Annotated in this window: 16 protein-coding genes and 1 pseudogene; 8 read left to right on the top strand and 9 right to left on the bottom strand. The window is 72.5% G+C overall.

Annotated features, from left to right (window positions below; all coding sequences use genetic code 11):
* Window positions 1-96 precede the first annotated feature (96 nt).
* A pseudogene (locus OG736_RS29445) lies at window positions 97-926 on the top strand (IS5 family transposase).
* A 35-nt stretch (window positions 927-961) separates the two neighbouring features.
* Here OG736_RS29445 and OG736_RS29440 read toward each other — a convergent pair.
* Together OG736_RS29440 and OG736_RS29435 are read right to left on the bottom strand one after the other, a co-directional pair.
* Complete coding sequence (locus OG736_RS29440; protein WP_327185069.1) at window positions 962-1,288, bottom strand: hypothetical protein; 327 nt, start codon at window positions 1,286-1,288, stop codon at window positions 962-964.
* A complete protein-coding gene (locus OG736_RS29435) occupies window positions 1,285-2,199 on the bottom strand; it encodes an ADP-ribosylglycohydrolase family protein (RefSeq protein ID WP_327185068.1) in 915 nt (304 codons plus the stop codon). Before OG736_RS29435 ends, OG736_RS29440 begins: the two co-directional genes overlap by 4 nt.
* Window positions 2,200-2,317: 118 nt before the next feature.
* Here OG736_RS29435 and OG736_RS29430 point away from each other — a divergent pair, with 118 nt between their 5' ends.
* The 4 genes from OG736_RS29430 (at window position 2,318) to OG736_RS29415 (ending at window position 5,673) form a co-directional block, all read left to right on the top strand.
* Window positions 2,318-3,256: an AurF N-oxygenase family protein gene (locus OG736_RS29430; RefSeq protein WP_327185067.1), complete on the top strand. Its 939-nt coding sequence runs from the start codon at window positions 2,318-2,320 to the stop codon at window positions 3,254-3,256.
* Between the two features lie 46 nt (window positions 3,257-3,302).
* Window positions 3,303-3,953 carry a TetR/AcrR family transcriptional regulator gene (locus OG736_RS29425; protein ID WP_020130705.1) on the top strand — a complete coding sequence of 217 codons (651 nt, stop codon included), beginning with the start codon at window positions 3,303-3,305 and terminating at the stop codon, window positions 3,951-3,953.
* A 14-nt stretch (window positions 3,954-3,967) separates the two neighbouring features.
* On the top strand, window positions 3,968-4,330 hold the full coding sequence (locus tag OG736_RS29420; protein ID WP_327185066.1) for a DUF8847 domain-containing protein: 363 nt from the start codon (window positions 3,968-3,970) through the stop codon (window positions 4,328-4,330).
* Between the two features lie 101 nt (window positions 4,331-4,431).
* Window positions 4,432-5,673, top strand: a complete 1,242-nt coding sequence (locus OG736_RS29415; protein ID WP_327185065.1) for a C40 family peptidase — start codon at window positions 4,432-4,434, stop codon at window positions 5,671-5,673.
* Here OG736_RS29415 and OG736_RS29410 read toward each other — a convergent pair.
* The 5 genes from OG736_RS29410 to OG736_RS29390 are packed head-to-tail and all read right to left on the bottom strand — an operon-like array spanning window position 5,646 to window position 11,338.
* Entirely contained in the window at window positions 5,646-6,899 is a 1,254-nt protein-coding gene (locus OG736_RS29410; protein ID WP_327185064.1) for a styrene monooxygenase/indole monooxygenase family protein, read from the bottom strand. The two genes, OG736_RS29415 and OG736_RS29410, sit on opposite strands and share 28 nt — an antisense overlap.
* A gap of 24 nt (window positions 6,900-6,923) precedes the next feature.
* Window positions 6,924-7,568 carry a GTP-binding protein gene (locus OG736_RS29405; protein ID WP_327185063.1) on the bottom strand — a complete coding sequence of 215 codons (645 nt, stop codon included), beginning with the start codon at window positions 7,566-7,568 and terminating at the stop codon, window positions 6,924-6,926.
* Complete coding sequence (locus OG736_RS29400; RefSeq protein ID WP_327185062.1) at window positions 7,549-7,980, bottom strand: DUF742 domain-containing protein; 432 nt, start codon at window positions 7,978-7,980, stop codon at window positions 7,549-7,551. The genes OG736_RS29405 and OG736_RS29400 overlap by 20 nt, the downstream gene beginning before the upstream one ends.
* Window positions 7,977-8,480, bottom strand: a complete 504-nt coding sequence (locus tag OG736_RS29395; protein WP_062642175.1) for a roadblock/LC7 domain-containing protein — start codon at window positions 8,478-8,480, stop codon at window positions 7,977-7,979. Before OG736_RS29395 ends, OG736_RS29400 begins: the two co-directional genes overlap by 4 nt.
* Window positions 8,477-11,338, bottom strand: coding sequence for a sensor histidine kinase (locus OG736_RS29390; protein WP_327185061.1), 2,862 nt, complete (start codon window positions 11,336-11,338; stop codon window positions 8,477-8,479). Before OG736_RS29390 ends, OG736_RS29395 begins: the two co-directional genes overlap by 4 nt.
* A gap of 368 nt (window positions 11,339-11,706) precedes the next feature.
* Here OG736_RS29390 and OG736_RS29385 point away from each other — a divergent pair, with 368 nt between their 5' ends.
* Window positions 11,707-12,498, top strand: a complete 792-nt coding sequence (locus tag OG736_RS29385) for a hypothetical protein (RefSeq protein WP_327185060.1) — start codon at window positions 11,707-11,709, stop codon at window positions 12,496-12,498.
* 22 nt (window positions 12,499-12,520) lie between these two features.
* Here OG736_RS29385 and OG736_RS29380 read toward each other — a convergent pair whose 3' ends face one another.
* Entirely contained in the window at window positions 12,521-13,021 is a 501-nt protein-coding gene (locus OG736_RS29380; protein WP_267018458.1) for a MarR family winged helix-turn-helix transcriptional regulator, read from the bottom strand.
* 168 nt (window positions 13,022-13,189) lie between these two features.
* Entirely contained in the window at window positions 13,190-15,604 is a 2,415-nt protein-coding gene (gene lon / locus OG736_RS29375) for an endopeptidase La (protein ID WP_327185059.1), read from the bottom strand.
* Window positions 15,605-15,793: 189 nt separating this feature from the next.
* On the opposite strand from lon, the gene OG736_RS29370 reads away from it, so the two are divergent.
* Both OG736_RS29370 and OG736_RS29365 read left to right on the top strand, forming a co-directional pair.
* Window positions 15,794-16,450, top strand: a complete 657-nt coding sequence (locus OG736_RS29370; RefSeq protein WP_327185058.1) for a GNAT family N-acetyltransferase — start codon at window positions 15,794-15,796, stop codon at window positions 16,448-16,450.
* Window positions 16,451-16,580: 130 nt separating this feature from the next.
* Window positions 16,581-17,600: a DUF5954 family protein gene (locus OG736_RS29365; protein WP_327185057.1), complete on the top strand. Its 1,020-nt coding sequence runs from the start codon at window positions 16,581-16,583 to the stop codon at window positions 17,598-17,600.
* The last annotated feature ends 4 nt before the right edge of the window (window positions 17,601-17,604 follow it).

The following is a 17,604-nucleotide window of genomic DNA, read 5'->3' as shown; positions in this document are numbered from 1 at the left end:
GCCGGCCCGGCCGCTCCCCCGCCGCCGTTCGGCCCGGCCGAGGGGCTAGGGGCTAGGGCGTGTCCGCAAAGTCGCTTGCTCGTTGGTCGGTTCGTGGTGCGTCGTCATGAGCTGAGCGATGAGTCGTGGGCGGTGATCGAACCGTTGCTGGCCCCTCCCCGGATGGGCCGGCCGGTGCGGGACCGCCGCCAAGTGGTGAACGGGATCTGGTGGAAGCTGTCCACCGGCGCGGCCTGGCGGGATCTGCCCGAGCGCTATGGGCCGTGGAAGACCGTCTACGAACGCTTTCGCCGCTGGTCGGCGGACGGCACCTGGGACCGCCTGCTCGCCCACGTCCAACAGCACTCCGACGCCGTGGGAGCCGTCGACTGGTCGATCGTATGCATCGACTCCACGACCGTGCGGGCCCACCAGCATGCCGCCGGGGCCCGAAAAGGGGGCCCTGGCCGGGCGAGGCGATCGGCCGGTCCCGCGGCGGACTGACCACGAAGATCCACCTCGCCTGCGACGGCCGGGGGCGACCCCTGGCCTTCACCCTCACCGCTGGCAACGTCAACGACTGCACTCAGTTCGAGCAGGTCATGGCCCGCATCCGCATCGAGCGGTGCGGGCCGGGCCGTCCTCGCACCCGGCCGGAACTGGTGGCCGCCGACAAGGGCTACTCGTCCACGAAGATCCGCACCTATCTCCGCCGACGAGGCATCAAGGCCGCCATCCCCGAGCGGATCGACCAGATCAACGGCCGTATCCGGCGAGGCGAGAGCCGGTGCCGGCTCAACCGCGCGGCCTACCGCCGGCGCAACGTCGTCGAACGCTGCTTCAACAGGCTCAAGCACAACAAAGCCCTGGCCACCCGCTACGACAAACGCGCCCGCCACTACCAGGCCCTGGTCACCCTCGCCTGCCTACGACTCTGGCTCCCCTGACTTTGCGGACACGACCTAGGGGCTAGGGGCGAGGGCTAGGGAAGCTCGATCCGGAACGGGCCGACGGGCCGGGGCCTGTTGTGGCCGCAGTCGATCTCGTTGCCGTCGACGTCCCCGACGTAGGCGGGCAGCACCTCGGCGTGCACGGTCACCGTCCCCGGCCTGTGGTCCACTTCGAACGCCTCGGACGTCCCGGCCGCCTCGGACACCCCGTCGCCCGGCCACCCGAGCGTCCAGATCACGAAGGTCTCGCCGGGTCGCATCCAGTGATCGCTGCCGTACGGCTCCAGAATGAGTTCGAGCAGCTCACTGCCGGAGTTGCGCACCCGGAGGGCGGCAATGGGCTGCACCTCGGCGGTCATCGGCGCCCCGCCTTCCCGGGCAGGGGCTCCCGACGCTCCAGCCACGGTGCGGGGACGGCGTCGACGCCGGTGCGGGCGGCCACGACGCCGCCGGTGATGGCGCAGGTGGTGTCGACGTCACCGAAGCCCTCGGCGGTGGTCCACAGCGCGGCGACGAGGTCGTCGGGGTGGCGGGCCGCGGACCAGACGGCGAAGGGCACGGTGTCGTCGGCGCGGATGCGCTGACCGTTGCCGAGGAGGTCGGAGGCCTTCCACGGCTCGGTGGTGAAGGGGAGTTCGGCGGCGCGGGCGAGGCCGTCGCGGGTGGCGCTGTCCGGGGTCAGCGCCACCACCTCGGCGAGGCCGAGCCGTCCCGTGGCCGAGAGTGCCGCCGCCACCGCCACGGCGACCGCCCCCGCGATGCCCTCCGGGTGGGCGTGGGTGACCTCGGCGGACCGGGTGGCCTGCTCGACGACCCGGGCGAGATCGGCGTGGAACCAGGCGCCCAGCGGTGCCACCCGCATCGCGGACCCGTTGCCGAGGCTGCCCTCGCCGCCGAAGAGCTCACGGCTGAACTCGGGCCAGCGGTCGGGTTCCTGGAGCAGTCGGGGCAGCAGCTGGTGCATGCCGTATCCGTAGCCGCGGGCCGGGTCGGCGTCGTGGCCGAGCGCGAAGGCGAGGGCGAGGTCCCGCTGCCGCACCTCCCCGTACTCGTCGAGCACCCGGACGAGGCCGAGGGCCATCGCCGTGTCGTCGGTCCAGTGCCAGTCCGGTTCCTCGGGCATCCGGCGGGCGCGGACCTCCTCGTACGCCTGCCGGGGATCCCGGAAGAGCGGGAACCAGCGCTCCCCGAACGCGTCCCCGAGGGCCAGGCCCTCCAGACTGCGGCGGGCGGCGTCGCGGCCGGCGTCGTTTCCGTGCGCGGAGCTCAAGTCGGTTCCCCCTACGGCTCGTAGGGGCCGATTCTCGCAGACCCCCGGTCGGCCCCCGGATCAATAAATGGTGCGTGAGGGATTGACGGCCTTGCTGACAAGCAGTCTCATAAGAGCCATGACGACCCTCACCGATGCCGACGCGCTGGAAGGGCTGCGGGACGCGCTGGGCCTGCTCAAGGACCGGGAGCAGGTGGCCGAGCGGCTGCTCGCGTCCTCCGCCAAGCACTCGTTCGACCCCGACAAGGAGCTGGACTGGGACGCCCCCTTCGAGGACGGCAAGTGGTTCTGGCCGCCGGAGCTGGTGTCGCTGTACGACACGCCGATGTGGCGGCGGATGAGCGAGGAGCAGCGGATCCTGCTGTCCCGGCACGAGGCCGCCGCGCTCGCCTCGCTCGGGATCTGGTTCGAGCTCATCCTCATGCAGCTGCTCGTCCGGCACATCTACGACAAGGCGGCGACGAGCGCGCATGTGCGGTACGCGCTGACCGAGATCGAGGACGAGTGCCGGCACTCGAAGATGTTCGCCCGGCTGATCACCCAGGGCGGGACGCCCTACTACCCGGTGAGCCGCGCCCACCAGAACCTGGGACGCCTGTTCAAGACGATCTCCACGACCCCCGGCTCGTTCACCGCGACCCTGCTCGGCGAGGAGGTCCTCGACTGGATGCAGCGGCTGACCTTCCCGGACGAGCGGGTCCAGCCGCTGGTCCGGGGCGTCACCCGGATCCACGTCGTGGAGGAGGCCCGGCACGTGCGCTACGCCCGTGAGGAGCTGCGCCGCCAGATGATGACGGCGCCGAAGTGGTCCCAGGAGTTCACCCGGGTCACGTCGGGCGAGTTCGCGCGGGTGTTCTCCGTGGCGTTCGTGAACCCGGACGTCTACACGAACGTGGGCCTGGACAAGCGGGAGGCCGTGGCGCAGGTGCGGGCGAGCGGGCACCGGCGGGAGGTCATGCAGACGGGATCGAAGAAGCTGACGGACTTCCTGGACGACATCGGGGTCCTGCGGGGCGTCGGGCGGCGGCTGTGGAGGTCGTCCGGACTGCTGGCGTGACCCGGTGGCGGGCACGGGGCGGGGGTGGGCGATTACGCTGCACGTCATGACCCCCGCCGCCCCGGCCTACCGTCGCCTCAGCGTCGAGGAGCGCCGCAGCCAGCTGCTCGAGGCCGCGCTCTCTCTCTTCGCGCACCGCGTGCCCGAGGACGTCTCGCTGGACGACGTGGCGGAGGCCGCCGGGGTGTCCCGGCCGCTCGTCTACCGGTACTTCCCCGGGGGCAAGCAGCAGCTCTACGAGGCCGCCCTGCGCTCCGCCGCCGAGGAGCTGCACCACTGCTTCGACGAGCCCCACGACGGTCCGCTGCTCCCCCGCCTGGCCCGCGCCCTCGACCGCTACCTGACGTTCGTCGGCCGTCACGACGCCGGTTTCAGCGCCCTGCTCCAGGGTGGCAGCGTCGTCGAGACGTCCCGGACGACCGCCATCGTGGACGGCGTACGGCGAGCCGCAGCCGAGCACATCTACAGCCACCTGGGGGTCCCGGATCCCGGGCCGCGGCTCCGGATGACCGTACGGATGTGGATCACCGCGGTCGAGGCGGCCTCCCTCATCTGGCTCGACGAGGACAAGCAGCCGCCCGCCGACGAGCTGCGGGACTGGCTGGTGGACCAGTTCGTGGCCGTCCTCACGGTGACCGCGGCGCGGGACGCGCAGACCGCCGAACTGGTCCGGGGTGCGCTCGCGGCGGAGACCTGATCGACACTGGTGCGGTGAAGAGCCAAGACACCCCCTTCGAGGGCGGCCCCATGGACGGCCGGGTGCTGCCCGTGCTGCTGGGCCCCACCGGGCACCCGCCGAAGACGTACCGCATCCCCGTCCCCGACGCGGCCGGCGGCCCGCCCACCGTCCTGGTCTACCGGCGCGTGCCGCGCGGCCACAGCCCGAAGCTCGGACTGCCCCAGGGCTGGAAGTACGAGTTCGCCGCCGAGGGCGACAAGGGCGCGGGCAGGTGGAGCGGCGGCCCGAGCGGACTGAAGTGGCCGTGGTCGAAACCCGGCACCACGCCCGGCACCGAGTCCGGCACCACGCCCGACGCCACGCCGGGCGGACGGCGGGATGACGCCGACGAGTGACCCCATTGCGCCGAACCGCGCCTCCAGCGCGCGGGCCGCGCACGTGCGCCTGATGCTCGCCCTACGGGATGGAGGGGCCACCCCGCAGCGGAGGTGATGGCGTGTCAGGAAGACTGCTGCGTCCGGCCTGTACGGTCGCCACGGCGGCGCTCGCCGTACAGGCCGTCCTGGGCCCGGGGCTCGCCGCGGCGGCACCGGAGCCCCCGGAGCCCGGCGAACGGACGGTGACGACACCGAAGACACCGAAGACACCGGGGACGCCGGACCCGGAGGAACCGTCGGCGGCCGAGAAAGACGACCCGGACGGCCCGGACGACGAAGAGCGGACCGTCGCCGAACTGCTGACGGAGCTTCAGCGGCTGTACCAGGAGGCCGAACAGGCCACCGAGGCCTTCAACGCCACCGAGGAACAGCTGAAGCGGCGGCGGGCCGAGACCGCGCGGCTGGACGCCGCCCTGGTGAAGGCCCGCCTCTCCCTGCACCGGAGTCGCGGTGCGGCCGGACGGCTGGCCCGCCAGCAGTACCAGGGCAGCACCGACATCTCCCCGTACGTACGGCTGCTGCTCGCCCGCGATCCGCAGCACGCCCTCGACCAGGGGCATCTGATCGGCCAGTTGGCGCGCGAACGGGCCGGGACGGTCGGGCGGCTGGCGAGCGGCGAACGCCTGGCCGACGGGCTGGCCCGCAAGGCCCGCGCCGCCCTCGACGAACAGCTCACCCTCACGGAGCGCCGGAAGAAGGAGCGTGACGACGTGACCCGGCGCCTGGCCGACGTCGAGGAACTCCTCGCCTCCCTCACCGCCGAACAGCTCGCCGCCCTCGCCGAACTGGAACGCAACAGCGTGGCGCGGGCGCAGGAGAAGCTCATGGCGTCCGGCGCGCTCGACGAGGACCGCAAGCCGTCGAAGGAGGGCGAGAAGGCCGTGCGGTACGCCGTACGGCAGATCGGGAAGCCGTACGAGTGGGGCGCGGAAGGCCCGAGGTCGTACGACTGCTCGGGCCTGACGTCCGAGGCCTGGGGGCACGCCGGGACACCGATCCCGCGGACCAGCGAGGAGCAGTGGGCGCACCTGCCGAGGATCCCGCTGAACCGGCTGCGCCCCGGCGACCTGGTGATCTACTTCCCCGAGGCCACCCATGTGGCGATGTATCTGGGCGCGGGCAAGGTCGTCCAGGCACCGCGAACCGGCGAACAGGTCAGGATCACCGAGATCGCCGCCCAACCGGTCCTCGGAGCCGTACGCCCGGACGCACCGCCCGCTCCCGCGAGGACTCCCGTCAAGAGCCCTGTCAAGACCTCTGTTCAGGCCCCGGCTCAGGCGCCCGAGACCGAACCCAGGTAGGCCGCCGTCTTCTCCGGCTCGTAGAAGAAGTTCTCGAAGTCGGCCGGGTCGTTGAAGGCGTTGGCGAAACGATCAGCCACGGGGGGCAGCTGTCCGGCCGCGCCCAGCAGGTTGATGATGTGCTCCGGCGGCGGGGCCAGCATCGCGTTGGTCCACTTGGTGACGTGCTGGGCGGTGTCCCAGTACCGGTCGAAGGTGGCGCGCATCCACTCCTCGTCGAACTCCTTCTCGCCGCGCTCGAGGATCGAGGAGAGGTACGCGGCCGCGCACTTGGACGCCGAGTTGGAGCCCTGCCCGGTGATCGGGTCGTTGGCGACGACGACATCGGCGACGCCGAGCACCAGGCCGCCGCCGGGGAGGCGGCCGACGGGGTTGCGGACGGTGGGCGCGTAGCGGCCGGCCAGGGTGCCGCCGGCGTCGGTCAGTTCGACCTTGGTGGCCCGCGCGTACTCCCAGGGCGTGAACTTCTCCATGAGCTCCAGGGTCAGGGAGAGGTGCTCGGCCGGGTCCTTGACGCCGTTGAAGACGTCCAGCGGGCCGCCGGGTATGCCCTCCCAGAACAGGATGTCCGCGCGGCCGGAGGTGGTGAGCGTCGGCATGACGAACAGTTCGCCGACGCCGGGGACGAGGTTGCAGCGGACCGCGTCCAGGTCCGGGTGCTCCGGGCGCGGGCCCAGTCCGTGCACGTAGGCGACGGCGAGGGCGCGCTGCGGCTCGCTGTAGGGGGAGCGCTCCGGGTCGCGGCCGAACATCTGGACGAGCTCGCCCTTGCCGGCCGAGACCATGACCAGGTCGTACGCGCGGGAGAAGTAGTCGAGGTCGGAGACCGCCGCGCCGTGGATCACCAGCTGGCCGCCGCGCTGGGCGAACGTCTCCATCCAGCCGGCCATCTTCACCCGCTGGTCGACGGACTGCGCGTACCCGTCGAGCCTGCCCAGCCAGTCGATCGCGCGCTGTGTCGGGCCCGGGTCGTGCGAACCGGGGGCCGCCACCGAGACACCGAGCCCGCCGATCTTCGGGGCCTGCTGCTCCCAGAAGTTCAGCTGGAGGTCGCGCTCGTGCTGGAGGGCGGTGTGGAACATGCACTGCGTCGACATGACCCGGCCGGAGCGGATCTCGTCCGCCGTCCGGTTCGACATCAGGGTGACCTCGTACCCGTGCGACTGGAGGCCGAGGGCGAGCTGGAGACCGGACTGGCCGGCTCCGACGACGAGTATCTTCCGCATGCGGGTGACTCTCCTTGAGGGGCCTTACTCGGGGGTTTCGTCGAGCGCGTGGCCCACCAGGGCCAGGAGGGTCTCGATCACCGAGATCCGGCGCCGCGCATCCATGATCATGACAGGTATGTGCGCGGGGATCGTCAGCGCCTCCCGCACGTCCGCGGGCTCGAACACCTCGCTGCCGTCGAAGTGGTTGACGGCGACGACGTACGGCAGCCCGCAGCTCTCGAAGTAGTCCAGCGCGGGGAAGCAGTCCTTCAGCCGGCGGGTGTCGGCCAGCACGACCGCGCCGATCGCGCCGCGCACCAGGTCGTCCCACATGAACCAGAACCGCTGCTGACCCGGCGTACCGAACAGGTAGAGCACCAGGTCGTCGTCGAGGGTGAGCCGGCCGTAGTCCATGGCGACCGTCGTGGTGACCTTCTCCGGGGTGCCGGTGAGGTCGTCTGTCCCCTCGCTCGCCTCGGTCATCAGCGCCTCCGTCTGGAGGGGCTCGATCTCCGAGACGGTGCCCACCAGGGTGGTCTTGCCGACGCCGAAACCGCCCGCCACCACGATCTTCGTGGCGATGGGGGCACGGGTGCGGTCCGTCTGCCAGGGCTGCAGGGGCTCGTCGGGCTCGGCCTCGACGAAGGGGGAGACGCCACGAGCGGCGTCAGAGACGACGGAGTCCACTCAGCACCCTTTCCAGCAGAGCGCGGTCGGGACGGCCCGTACCGTGAGCGGTACCGGTGCCGTACACACGGATCTTTCCCTGGTCCGCGAGGTCACTGAGGAGCACCCGGACCACGCCGAGCGGCATCTTCAGCAGCGCGGCGATCTCGGCCACCGTGCGCATGCGGCGGCACAGTTCGACGATGGCCCGCAGTTCCGGCATGACCGTGGACTTGAGCGAACCGTTCGTCAGTTCCTTGCGTTCTTCGGGAGCTTCGAGGGCCGCCACGAAGGTCTCCACCAGCAGGACGTGCCCGAAGCGGGTGCGGCCGCCGGTGAGCGAGTAGGGGCGCACCCGGGCCGGCTTGCGGTCGCCGCCCCGCACGGGGAGCTGTTGCCGGTCGCCCCGGGGCTGCTTCGGGATGGCGCTCACCGGACGCCCCCCGTCTCCTCGGACTCCAGTGACTGCCGTAGCTCGCTGCGCAGTTCCGGGGTCAGGACGTGTCCGGCGCGGCCCACGAAGAGGGCCATGTGGTACGCCACCACGCTCATGTCGCAGTCGGCGGAGCCGTGCACGCCGAGGAGCGAGCCGTCGCTGATCGACATGACGAAGAGGCTGCCCTCGTCCATGGCGACCATGGTGTGCCTGACCCCGCCGAAGGCCATGAGCTTGGCGGCGCCGATGGTGAGGCTGCCGATGCCGGAGACGATGGTGGCGAGATCGGCGGAGGAGCCGCGCGGGCCGGAGGGTTTCGCCTCGCGGGCCTCGCGGGCCTCGAGGTTGCGGCCCGGGTCGGAGGACAGCAGAAGCAGGCCGTCCGAGGAGACGACGGCGACGGACTGGATGCCGGGTACTTCCTCCACGAGGTTGGTCAACAGCCAGTGCAGGTTACGGGCTTCACTGCTCAGTGCGAAGGTACTGGGCGCGGTCAACTGCTTGCCTCCTCGACTGTGCCCCCCGTGCTTTCTTCGGCGTGTGCGCGTGCTTCTTGAGTTGTTTTTCGAGCTGCTTCGGGGGACGGGGCCTGGTTCTGGCCCGTCCGTTCGGCGATTTCGGCTTCCACGTCGCGGTAGCCGGCCTCCGCTCCTCGGCGGAACCCGCCCAGACGGCGGCGGAGGGCGTCCGCGTCGACGGAACCGGTCCGCTGGCGCGGGGCTTGGGTGGGTGCGGTGATCTTGGGGGTGCGCTTCGGGAGGCCCTTGTCCGTGACGAGCTCTTCCGGGGCGTCCGGTGTCCGGGCGTGTTCCGCCTCGGCCTCGCCCGCGGCAGGTCCTTCGTCGGGGGCGGGAGGGCTCGGCGGGCTGTCCGCGGGGTCGGCGGTCGCCGGGTCGGGGGCGAGGAAGGCGGCGGTGCTCTGCTCCCCCGTCCCGTCGGTCTCCTCGGCGTCCGCCGCGTCCTCGCCCTGCGGGCTCGGCAGCAGCAGTTCCATCGTCGTCTCGGCCGGCGTCTCGGCCGGGATCCGCGTCGGGGTCTCGGCCGAGGTCTGCGGCGGAGCCGGCGTCTCGGCCGGGAGGTGTGCCGGAGCCGGCGTGGGCGTCCCGGCCGGGGTCTCCGCCTGTCGTACCGCCTTCTCCGCCAGCGCGACCAGCGGGTCCGCGGGCTTCTTGCGGACCGGCAGGACATTGGAGTTGGCTTCGGCGTCCGCGCCCGGCAGCGAGAAGGACTGGGGGGTGGCCGCCGGGTTCGTCACCGGGATCGCGGCGGCCGGGGCCGCGGCGAGCAGCGCGGTCGGCAGGACGACGACCGCCGCCACCCCGCCCTGCTTCTGCTCGCGCAGCCGCACCCGCGCCCCGTGCCGGTGGGCGAGCCGGGCCACCACGTACAGGCCGAGGCCGAGACCCTCGTCGCCCTCCTGGTCGTACGGCGTCTCGGGGTCGAACTCTGCGAGGCGGGCGTTGAGGCGGCTCATCCGGTCCTCGGCCATGCCGATGCCCTCGTCCTGGACGGAGAGCATGACCTCGCCGTTCTCCAGGAGCCAGCCGGAGACCTCGACGGGCAGGTCCGGCGGGGAGAACGAGGTGGCGTTCTCCATGAGTTCGGCCAGCAGGTGGGAGAGGTCGTCCGCGGCGAAGCCGGCCACGTGCGCGTGCGGCGGGAGCGCGGAGATGCGTACCCGCTCGTACCGCTCGATCTCGCTGACCGCCGCGCGGACCACGTCCACCAGCGGGATCGGGCCCGCGTGCTGCTGGACGTGTTCCGTACCGGCCAGCACCAGCAGGTTCTCGCTGTGGCGGCGCATGACCGTGGCGAAGTGGTCGAGCTTGAAGAGCGTGGCCAGCCGGTCGGGGTCCTGCTCGCGCTCCTCCAGCCCCTCGATGACCGCCAGTTGGCGTTCGACGAGGCCCAGGGTGCGCAGGGCGAGGTTGACGAAGGTGCCGCCGATGCTGTCCCGCAGTCCGTCCAACTGGGCTGCGGAGTCGGCGAGTTCGGTGCGCAGTTCCTCGCGGGCGTCGGCCATCCGCTGGCGCTGCCCGACGAGGTGCTTGCGATCGGACTCCAGGGTGCCGACGCGCTCGTGGAGCGCCACGGCGTGCTCGTGCAGGGCGTTGACCGAGCGGACGACCTGGGCGAACTCGTCGTTGCGGCCGGTGAACCGGACCGGTTCCTCCGCCGCCGGGTGCTCGGCCCCCGCCAGTCGCGCCGATCCCCGGCGCAGGACGGACAGCGGGCGGGTGAGGCTGCGCGCCATGCCCGTGGCGACGACGACCGTCAGCAGCATCAGGGCGCCGAGGAGGGTGACGCGCAGCTCCAGGTCGGTGACGTCGTCGTCCCGCATCCGGGCCAGGTCCTCGGCGCGGTGGCCGTAGAGCGAGGACTCGACCCCGCGCATCAGGTCGACCCGGGCGGAGAGCGCGGCGTCGAGCTTCTTGACGCTGGTGTCGAGTTCGCCGTCGCTCAGCTTCGGCTGGTCGGTGAGCGCGGCGAGGTAGGCCTCGGCGGTGTCGACGTCACCGCCGGTGACCGTGGAGTCGTACGAGGCCACCGCCTCCTGCGGCGCGCCCTCCCGGAAGTCGGCGAGGGCCGCGTCGGAGCGCAGCCGGGCCTGCTGCGCGGCGGCGGTGAGCGCGTCGCGCTGCTTGGTGTCGGCGGCCGAGGAGACCTTCTCGGTGACCGACCGGCCGGTGACGGGGTCGTATTCGGTCTCGGTGCTGGTCGGCACGTTCAGCGCCGCGAGCAGCAGCCCCCGGGTCGCGGAGGCCTGCTGGACGACGGTGTCGAGCTCGGCGAGGGCGTACGCGCCGGAGCCCGCGCGGGGCGGCATCTCCTCCGCCAGCCGGTCGACGAGCACATGGAGGGCGGCGATGGCCCGGGAGTACGCCTCGTGCGCCTGGAGCGCGGTGCTCTTGCCGGTGAGGGCCGACTGGCGCACGGACGGCACGGCGGCGAGGGCCTCGCGCAGCGCCGCGGAGACGTCCGTCTCCGCGGTCAGCTCGCCCGCCTGCCGGTCCACCCGGGCGCTGCCCTGGGCCGAGGGCGCCTTGGACTTCACCCGGCCGGCCGCCACGTAGGTGGTGACCTCGTCGCGCTCGTCCGCCAGGGACTGGGCGAGAGCGAGGGCGTCCTGGGTCTGTTCGGCCAGGGTGACCAGGTCCTGGGAGTCCTTCAGCTGCCCGGAGGCGGCGAGGATCGAGGGGGCGCCCGCCCCGGCGACGGCGGCGGCCACGACGGCCACCGCGACGATCAGCCGGTTGCGTACATGGGTGGGACGGCCCTTGCCGACAGGGGTGCGCTCCGCGCCCCCCTCGGAGGCCGTCTGCCTGCCTGTACGCCGAGGCCGCGTCTTCTGCACCGGTGCTCGCATTCCTGACTCGTGTGCCATGGGCCGGATGTGACGCTCCGTCAACTGACGCGTACGTCCGGTACGGTTTCCGACCCTCCCAGTGCCGGTGGGCAGGGGCCTCGCATCGCTTGCCCCGCCACCCGAAGGAGTGAACATCGGGAAAGAGTTGGCGGGCAAGTTCCTCTGGCGCGTGCAGCGGCCTTGCCCGGCAGGCCGGTTGGACGTGGGCGGCGGGCTTTGACAGTATTCGCCGCCACGCATTCCCCGAGTGCTTCATTCCTACCCAAACCAGGCGTCTGACCTGCGGCGGCAGGTAAGTTCGGGGAGCGATGCCAGCCTTTTGCGAAGGCTGTGAAGGGGTCGTGCAGACTGTCCGAATGCGTACGGAACTTGTGTCGGAGGCCGGCGACCGGGCCCGCCCCAACGAGGACTTCGCGAGTATCGGACTTCCCGCCTCCGGACAGGGCGGTTCGCTCGTCCTGCTGGACGGGGTGACACCGCCCCCGGACGGCGCCGGCTGTCTGCATTCGGTCCCCTGGTTCACCGCGCGACTCGGCGGCGCCCTGACCGAACTGACCGTTTCGCTCACGGATGTTCCCCTGGCCGAGGCGCTCGCCCTTGCCATCGCGCGTACCGCCGGGGCCCATGCGGAAACCTGTGACCTTTCTCACCCGCGCACCCCGCAGGCCACCGTGGTCCTCGCGCGTTGGTCGCCGCGGACCGTCGAGTACCTGGTCCTGTGCGACGCGACGCTGCTGCTGACCGCCCCGGACGGCACGGTCACCCCCGTCCGCGACGACCGGCTGGCCCGTCTGCCGCGCACCCTGCTGCGGAGCGCCGAGGTCGTCGACGGCACGCTCCGCAACAAGGAGGGCGGGTTCTTCACGGCCGCGGCCGACCCCGGGGTGGCCGCCCGCGCGGTCACCGCGAGCGTGCCGCGCGCGGAGGTCCGCTCGCTGGCCGCGCTGTCGGACGGGGCCACCCGCTGGGCGGAGCTCTTCCGGGAAGGCGACTGGACGGACCTGTTCGCCCTCGTCCGCGAGGAGGGCGCGCGGGCGCTGGTGGAGCGGGTCCGGGCGCTGGAGCGGGCGGACGACGACGCCGGCCGGGGACTGCTGGGCCGGGCGAAGACGCACGACGACGCGACGGTGGTGTGCGTGGAGCTCTGACGGCGTCGCCGCGCCGTCGGCGCTACTTCTCCATCCCCCGGTTCAGCTGGTGGAGCAGCCGGGCCAGCTCCGAGACCTCTCTGCGGTCCCAGTCGGAGAAGTGGGTGACGTACCGCTCGCGGCGGGCCTCGCGGACCCGCCTCACCCGGGTGCGGCCCTCCTCGGTGAGGTCGACGAGCCAGGCGCGGCCGTCCGCCGGGTCCGGCTCGCGGGCGACCAGCCCGAGTTGCTCCAGGGCGCGCAGCTGGCGGGACATGGTGGCCTTGCCGACGCCGATGTAGCCGGCGAGTTCCGTGGCGCGCTGGCGGCCGCACTCCTCCAGCCGGACGAGGAGCCCGTAGGCGGCGGACTCCAGGTCCGGGTGGACCTCACGGGCCATCTCCCCCTGGTTGGCGCGGGCGCGGCGCAGCAGCACCGTGAGTTCCCGCTCCAGGGACAGGAACTCCCGGTCGCCCTGTTCCACACCGCGCGACGACGTGTCGGACCCGCTGTCGCGTCCGTCGCCGTTTGTGTCCTCGTGCACGTCAGCACCCCTGATCTCCGCCGGTCGCCGCCATCGGCGCAGCTCTTAAGTATTTCGCAGGCAGGGACCGGCGGCGCTTCCCAGGACCCCGGTGCGGGTCCGCGGCGGAACCGGGAAGGCCCGGGCCTCCCTCACGGGACCCGGGCCTTCGCCTTCCGGTCGCGTCCGTCACGCCGCGACCGGAACCTCCGGCGTCGCGCCGTTCATGGCGGGCGCGAGCGCCAGTTCCAGGACCTGGCGGACGTCCGTGACGGCGTGGACGTCCAGCTTGTCCAGCACCTCCGCCGGGACGTCGTCCAGGTCGGGCTCGTTGCGCTTGGGGATGACGACGGTGGTGACGCCCGCCCGGTGCGCGGCGAGCAGCTTCTGCTTCACGCCGCCGATCGGCAGGACCCGGCCGGTCAGGGACACCTCACCGGTCATCGCCACGTCCGTGCGGACGAGCCGGCCGGACAGCAGGGAGGCGAGGGCCGTCGTCATCGTGACGCCCGCGCTCGGGCCGTCCTTCGGGACCGCGCCCGCCGGGAAGTGGATGTGCACGCCCCGGTCCTTCAGGTCGCCCACCGGCAGCTCCAGTTCGGCGCCGTGGCTGCGCAGGAAGCTGAGCGCGATCTGCGCCGACTCCTTCATCACGTCGCCGAGCTGACCGGTCAGGGTCAGGCCCGCCGCGCCGGTCTCCGGGTCGGCCAGCGACGCCTCGACGAAGAGGACGTCACCGCCGGCGCCGGTGACCGCGAGACCGGTCGCGACACCGGGCACGGCGGTCCGGCGCTCGGCCGGGTCCTGGGCGGACTCGGGCACGTGGTGCGGCCGGCCGATCAGCCCGCGCAGATCCTCGTCCCCGATGGTGAACGGCAGCTTCCGCTCGCCCAGTTCGTGCTGGGCCGCTACCTTGCGCAGCAGCCGCGCGATGGACCGCTCCAGGGTGCGCACCCCCGCCTCGCGGGTGTACTCGCCGGCGAGCTTGCGCAGCGCGCTCTCGTCGAGGGTCACCTCGTCCTTGTCCAGGCCCGCCCGCTCCAGCTGGCGCGGGAGCAGGTGGTCGCGGGCGATGACGACCTTCTCGTCCTCTGTGTAGCCGTCGAGGCGGACCAGCTCCATACGGTCGAGCAGGGCCTCCGGGATGGCTTCGAGCACGTTGGCGGTGGCGAGGAAGACCACGTCCGACAGGTCGAGCTCGACCTCCAGGTAGTGGTCGCGGAAGGTGTGGTTCTGCGCCGGGTCCAGGACCTCCAGCAGGGCGGCCGCCGGGTCGCCCCGGAAGTCGGATCCCACCTTGTCGATCTCGTCGAGGAGCACCACCGGGTTCAGCGACCCGGCCTCCTTGATCGCCCGCACGATCCGGCCGGGCAGCGCGCCGACGTACGTGCGGCGGTGGCCGCGGATCTCGGCCTCGTCGCGGACGCCGCCGAGGGCGACGCGGACGAACTTGCGGCCCATGGCGTGGGCGACGGACTCGCCGAGGCTGGTCTTGCCGACGCCGGGCGGGCCGACGAGCGCGAGCACGGCACCGCCGCGCCGCCCGCCGACGACACCCAGGCCACGCTCGCCGCGCCGCTTGCGCACCGCGAGGTACTCGGTGATCCGCTCCTTCACGTCGTCCAGGCCGGCGTGCTCGGCGTCGAGGACGGCACGGGCGCCCTGGATGTCGTAACGGTCCTCGGTGCGCTCGTTCCACGGCAGTTCGAGGACGGTGTCCAGCCAGGTGCGGATCCAGGAGCCCTCGGGCGACTGGTCGCTGGAGCGCTCCAGCTTGTCGACCTCCTTGAGGGCCGCCTCGCGGACCTTCTCGGGCAGGTCGGCGGCCTCGACGCGGGCTCGGTAGTCGTCGGACTCCTCGCCCTCCTGTTCGCCGTTGAGCTCGCGCAGCTCCTTGCGCACGGCCTCGAGCTGGCGCCGCAGCAGGAACTCGCGCTGCTGCTTGTCGACGCCCTCCTGGACGTCCTTGGCGATGGTCTCGGCGACGTCCTGCTCGGCGAGGTGGTCGCGCAGCTGCTGGGTGGCGAGCTTCAGGCGGACCACTGGGTCGGCGGTCTCCAGGAGCTCCACCTTCTGTTCGGTGGTCAGGAACGGCGAGTAGCCGGAGTTGTCGGCGAGCGCGGAGACGTCGTCGATGGCCTGGACGCGGTCGACGACCTGCCAGGCGGCGCGCTTGCGCAGCCAGGCGGTGGCGAGCGCCTTGTACTCCTTGACGAGTTCGGCGACGTGCCCGGGCAGCGGCTCGGGGACGGTCTGGTCGACCCTCGTCCCCTCGACCCACAGCGCGGCGCCGGGCCCGGTGGTGCCGGCGCCGATCTTCACGCGGCCGCGGCCGCGGATCAGCGCGCCCGGGTCGCCGTCGGCCAGCCGGCCGACCTGCTCGACGGTGCCGAGCACACCGGTGCTCGCGTAGGTCCCGTCGATGCGCGGGACGAGCAGCACCCGGGGCTTTCCGGGCTCCGATCGGGCGGCGGCCTGAGCGGCCTCCACGGCGGCTCGTACATCGGTGTCGTTGAGGTCCAGTGGAACCACCATGCCGGGGAGCACGACCTCGTCATCGAGAGGCAACACGGGCAGGGTGAGCGGTGTGGACGGCGAAGCCATGATCTCCCCTTCGGCAGTCAAGTTGAGCTATGCCGACTCAATGCACGTGAGTCTCCGAATGTTCCCCGGGAGGCGACCCGTTCGCTGTGGGCGATCACGACTGTTCCGGCGGGCTGCTTCGCCCTTACGGTCGGGCGTAATGGTTCAACAAGTAATTCGGCTCTTACCAAGCCGCTCTCGGGGGTTCCTGTGGATCGTTTCGTCCAGGCATGGGTGGACGGGTGGGTCGTGTCGCGCGGGGCCGCTCCGCCCGTGGCCGAGCCGTGGGGCTGGACCGTCGACGTGGGAACGGGAATCCAGCACGTCACCCGGCACGTGTTCGGCGCGACGGACAGCGCGGTGTCGGAGCCGGCCGTCCGGAAGGTGGCGGGCGCGGTGACCGGGGCCGGCGTGTGGCTGAAGGTGTTCGCCGACCCGGCGGTGGTCGGGCCCTGGCTGGGACCCGGCTGGTGGATCGACCCCGAGCCCGGCTTCCTGATGACGGCCGAGCTCCCCGGCGTGCCGCCGGGTTCCGCCCCCGACGGCTACCGGACCCGCACCTGGGCGCGCGGCGGCGTGACCCGTACCATGATCGTCGCCCCGGACGGCTCCCTGGCCGCGCGCGGGCAGCTCGCCCCGACCGGCGGCACGGCGGTCGTCGACCAGATCGAGACCTCCCCCGGCCACCGCCGCCGCGGACTCGGCGCCCTCGTCATGCGGACCCTGCACCACGCGGCGGTCGCACAGGGTGCCCGGACCGGCGTGCTGGGAGCCACACCGCAGGGGCGGGCACTGTACGAGTCGCTGGGCTGGCGCGTCGAGTCGTCGCTGACGAGCGCGAAGTTCACGGGAGACGCGCAGGGGTGACGTCGGGTGGCCGAGGGGGCGCACCCTTCGGCGCCACACAACGGGGCACGCCCCTCGCGCCCCCTCTCCGTACCCCGCTCACTTCCGGCATTCACCCCGAAGTCGCCCGCCGCGCGACCACAATGCGCGTATGACCGATGACTGGAAGCGACGTCTCGACGCCCTCCACGCCGACCTGGTCCGCCGTGACGACCCCGTCGCCTGGGTGACGGAGGCGGACGCCGTCGAGGCCTCGCGCCGCTATCCGCACATCGCGCTGCGCGGACCCGTCTTCGGTGTCGCCGCACGGGACCGCACGGCCGCCGAGCCGGGCTGGCGGCTGCTGAAGCCGGTGGTGGACGGCATGCCCCAGCAGGCCCGGGACGGGCTCAACTCGCACCTGTGGTTCAAGGCGAAGGACGGCACCGACGACCCGGCCGCCCGGCGCGAGCTGCTGGCGGCCGTGGCCGTGCTGGAGCGGGCCCCGGCCGACGAGGTGGAGGCGCTGGGCGTGCGCTACCGGGTGGTGCGCGGCGACGAGTTCGCCCGGACCGGCGACGACGGTCTGGAGCCGCCCAGGCCCACCGACCTCGAGCCCGTGAGCCCGTCGTGGGAGGACCCGGGCGCCGCCCCGTCGCCGGACGTCGGGTATGTCCTGGACCCCGACCGGGACGAGGGCCCGATGGCGGGAGCCCTCCGGCTGGGCCTGCGCGACTTCACGTACACGGGTGCCCGCTTCCCTCCCGACGTGCGCGCGGACTCCGAGTGGGCGGCCCGGACGCACCCGGACGTGGTCCGGCTGCCGGTCGGCTTCTCGGTGGCCGAACGCGACGGGTCCGGCTGGACCCCGTGCGGGTCCCTGGCGGCGACCCCGCACGAGGCGCGCCGCTCGCTGTACGAGGGGATGGCCCGCGTCTGGGCGATGCTCTACCGCTTCGACGAGCACAAGAAGACCCTGTACGCGCGGGCCGCGGAGACGTTCCGGGCGGCCGGCCGGGCCGACGAGGCGAGCGTGGAGGACCGCCTGTTCCGGATCTGCCGCGTCGAGCGGATGGTCCGCCTGGGGCCCGACGGCCCCGAGCCGCCCCGCCCGTCGGACCTCGACGAGTACGGCCCCATGAAGCTCCACCCGACCCTGCACACGGACGGCACGGTCCAGTACGACGAATGACGGG

Source organism: Streptomyces sp. NBC_01334, assembly GCF_035983595.1.
Classification (GTDB): domain Bacteria; phylum Actinomycetota; class Actinomycetes; order Streptomycetales; family Streptomycetaceae; genus Streptomyces; species Streptomyces coriariae.
This window is presented reverse-complemented; position numbering and strand designations above follow the sequence as displayed.

What these genes read in the sequence shown, in the direction of transcription:
- OG736_RS29385 (WP_327185060.1), top strand. Translation starts at nt 11,707, where the DNA reads ATGCGTACGGAACTTGTGTCGGAGGCCGGCGACCGGGCCCGCCCCAAC.
- lon (WP_327185059.1), bottom strand. Translation starts at nt 15,604, where the DNA reads ATGGCTTCGCCGTCCACACCGCTCACCCTGCCCGTGTTGCCTCTCGAT.
- OG736_RS29440 (WP_327185069.1), bottom strand. Translation starts at nt 1,288, where the DNA reads ATGACCGCCGAGGTGCAGCCCATTGCCGCCCTCCGGGTGCGCAACTCC.
- OG736_RS29365 (WP_327185057.1), top strand. Translation starts at nt 16,581, where the DNA reads ATGACCGATGACTGGAAGCGACGTCTCGACGCCCTCCACGCCGACCTG.
- OG736_RS29430 (WP_327185067.1), top strand. Translation starts at nt 2,318, where the DNA reads ATGACGACCCTCACCGATGCCGACGCGCTGGAAGGGCTGCGGGACGCG.
- OG736_RS29425 (WP_020130705.1), top strand. Translation starts at nt 3,303, where the DNA reads ATGACCCCCGCCGCCCCGGCCTACCGTCGCCTCAGCGTCGAGGAGCGC.
- OG736_RS29410 (WP_327185064.1), bottom strand. Translation starts at nt 6,899, where the DNA reads ATGCGGAAGATACTCGTCGTCGGAGCCGGCCAGTCCGGTCTCCAGCTC.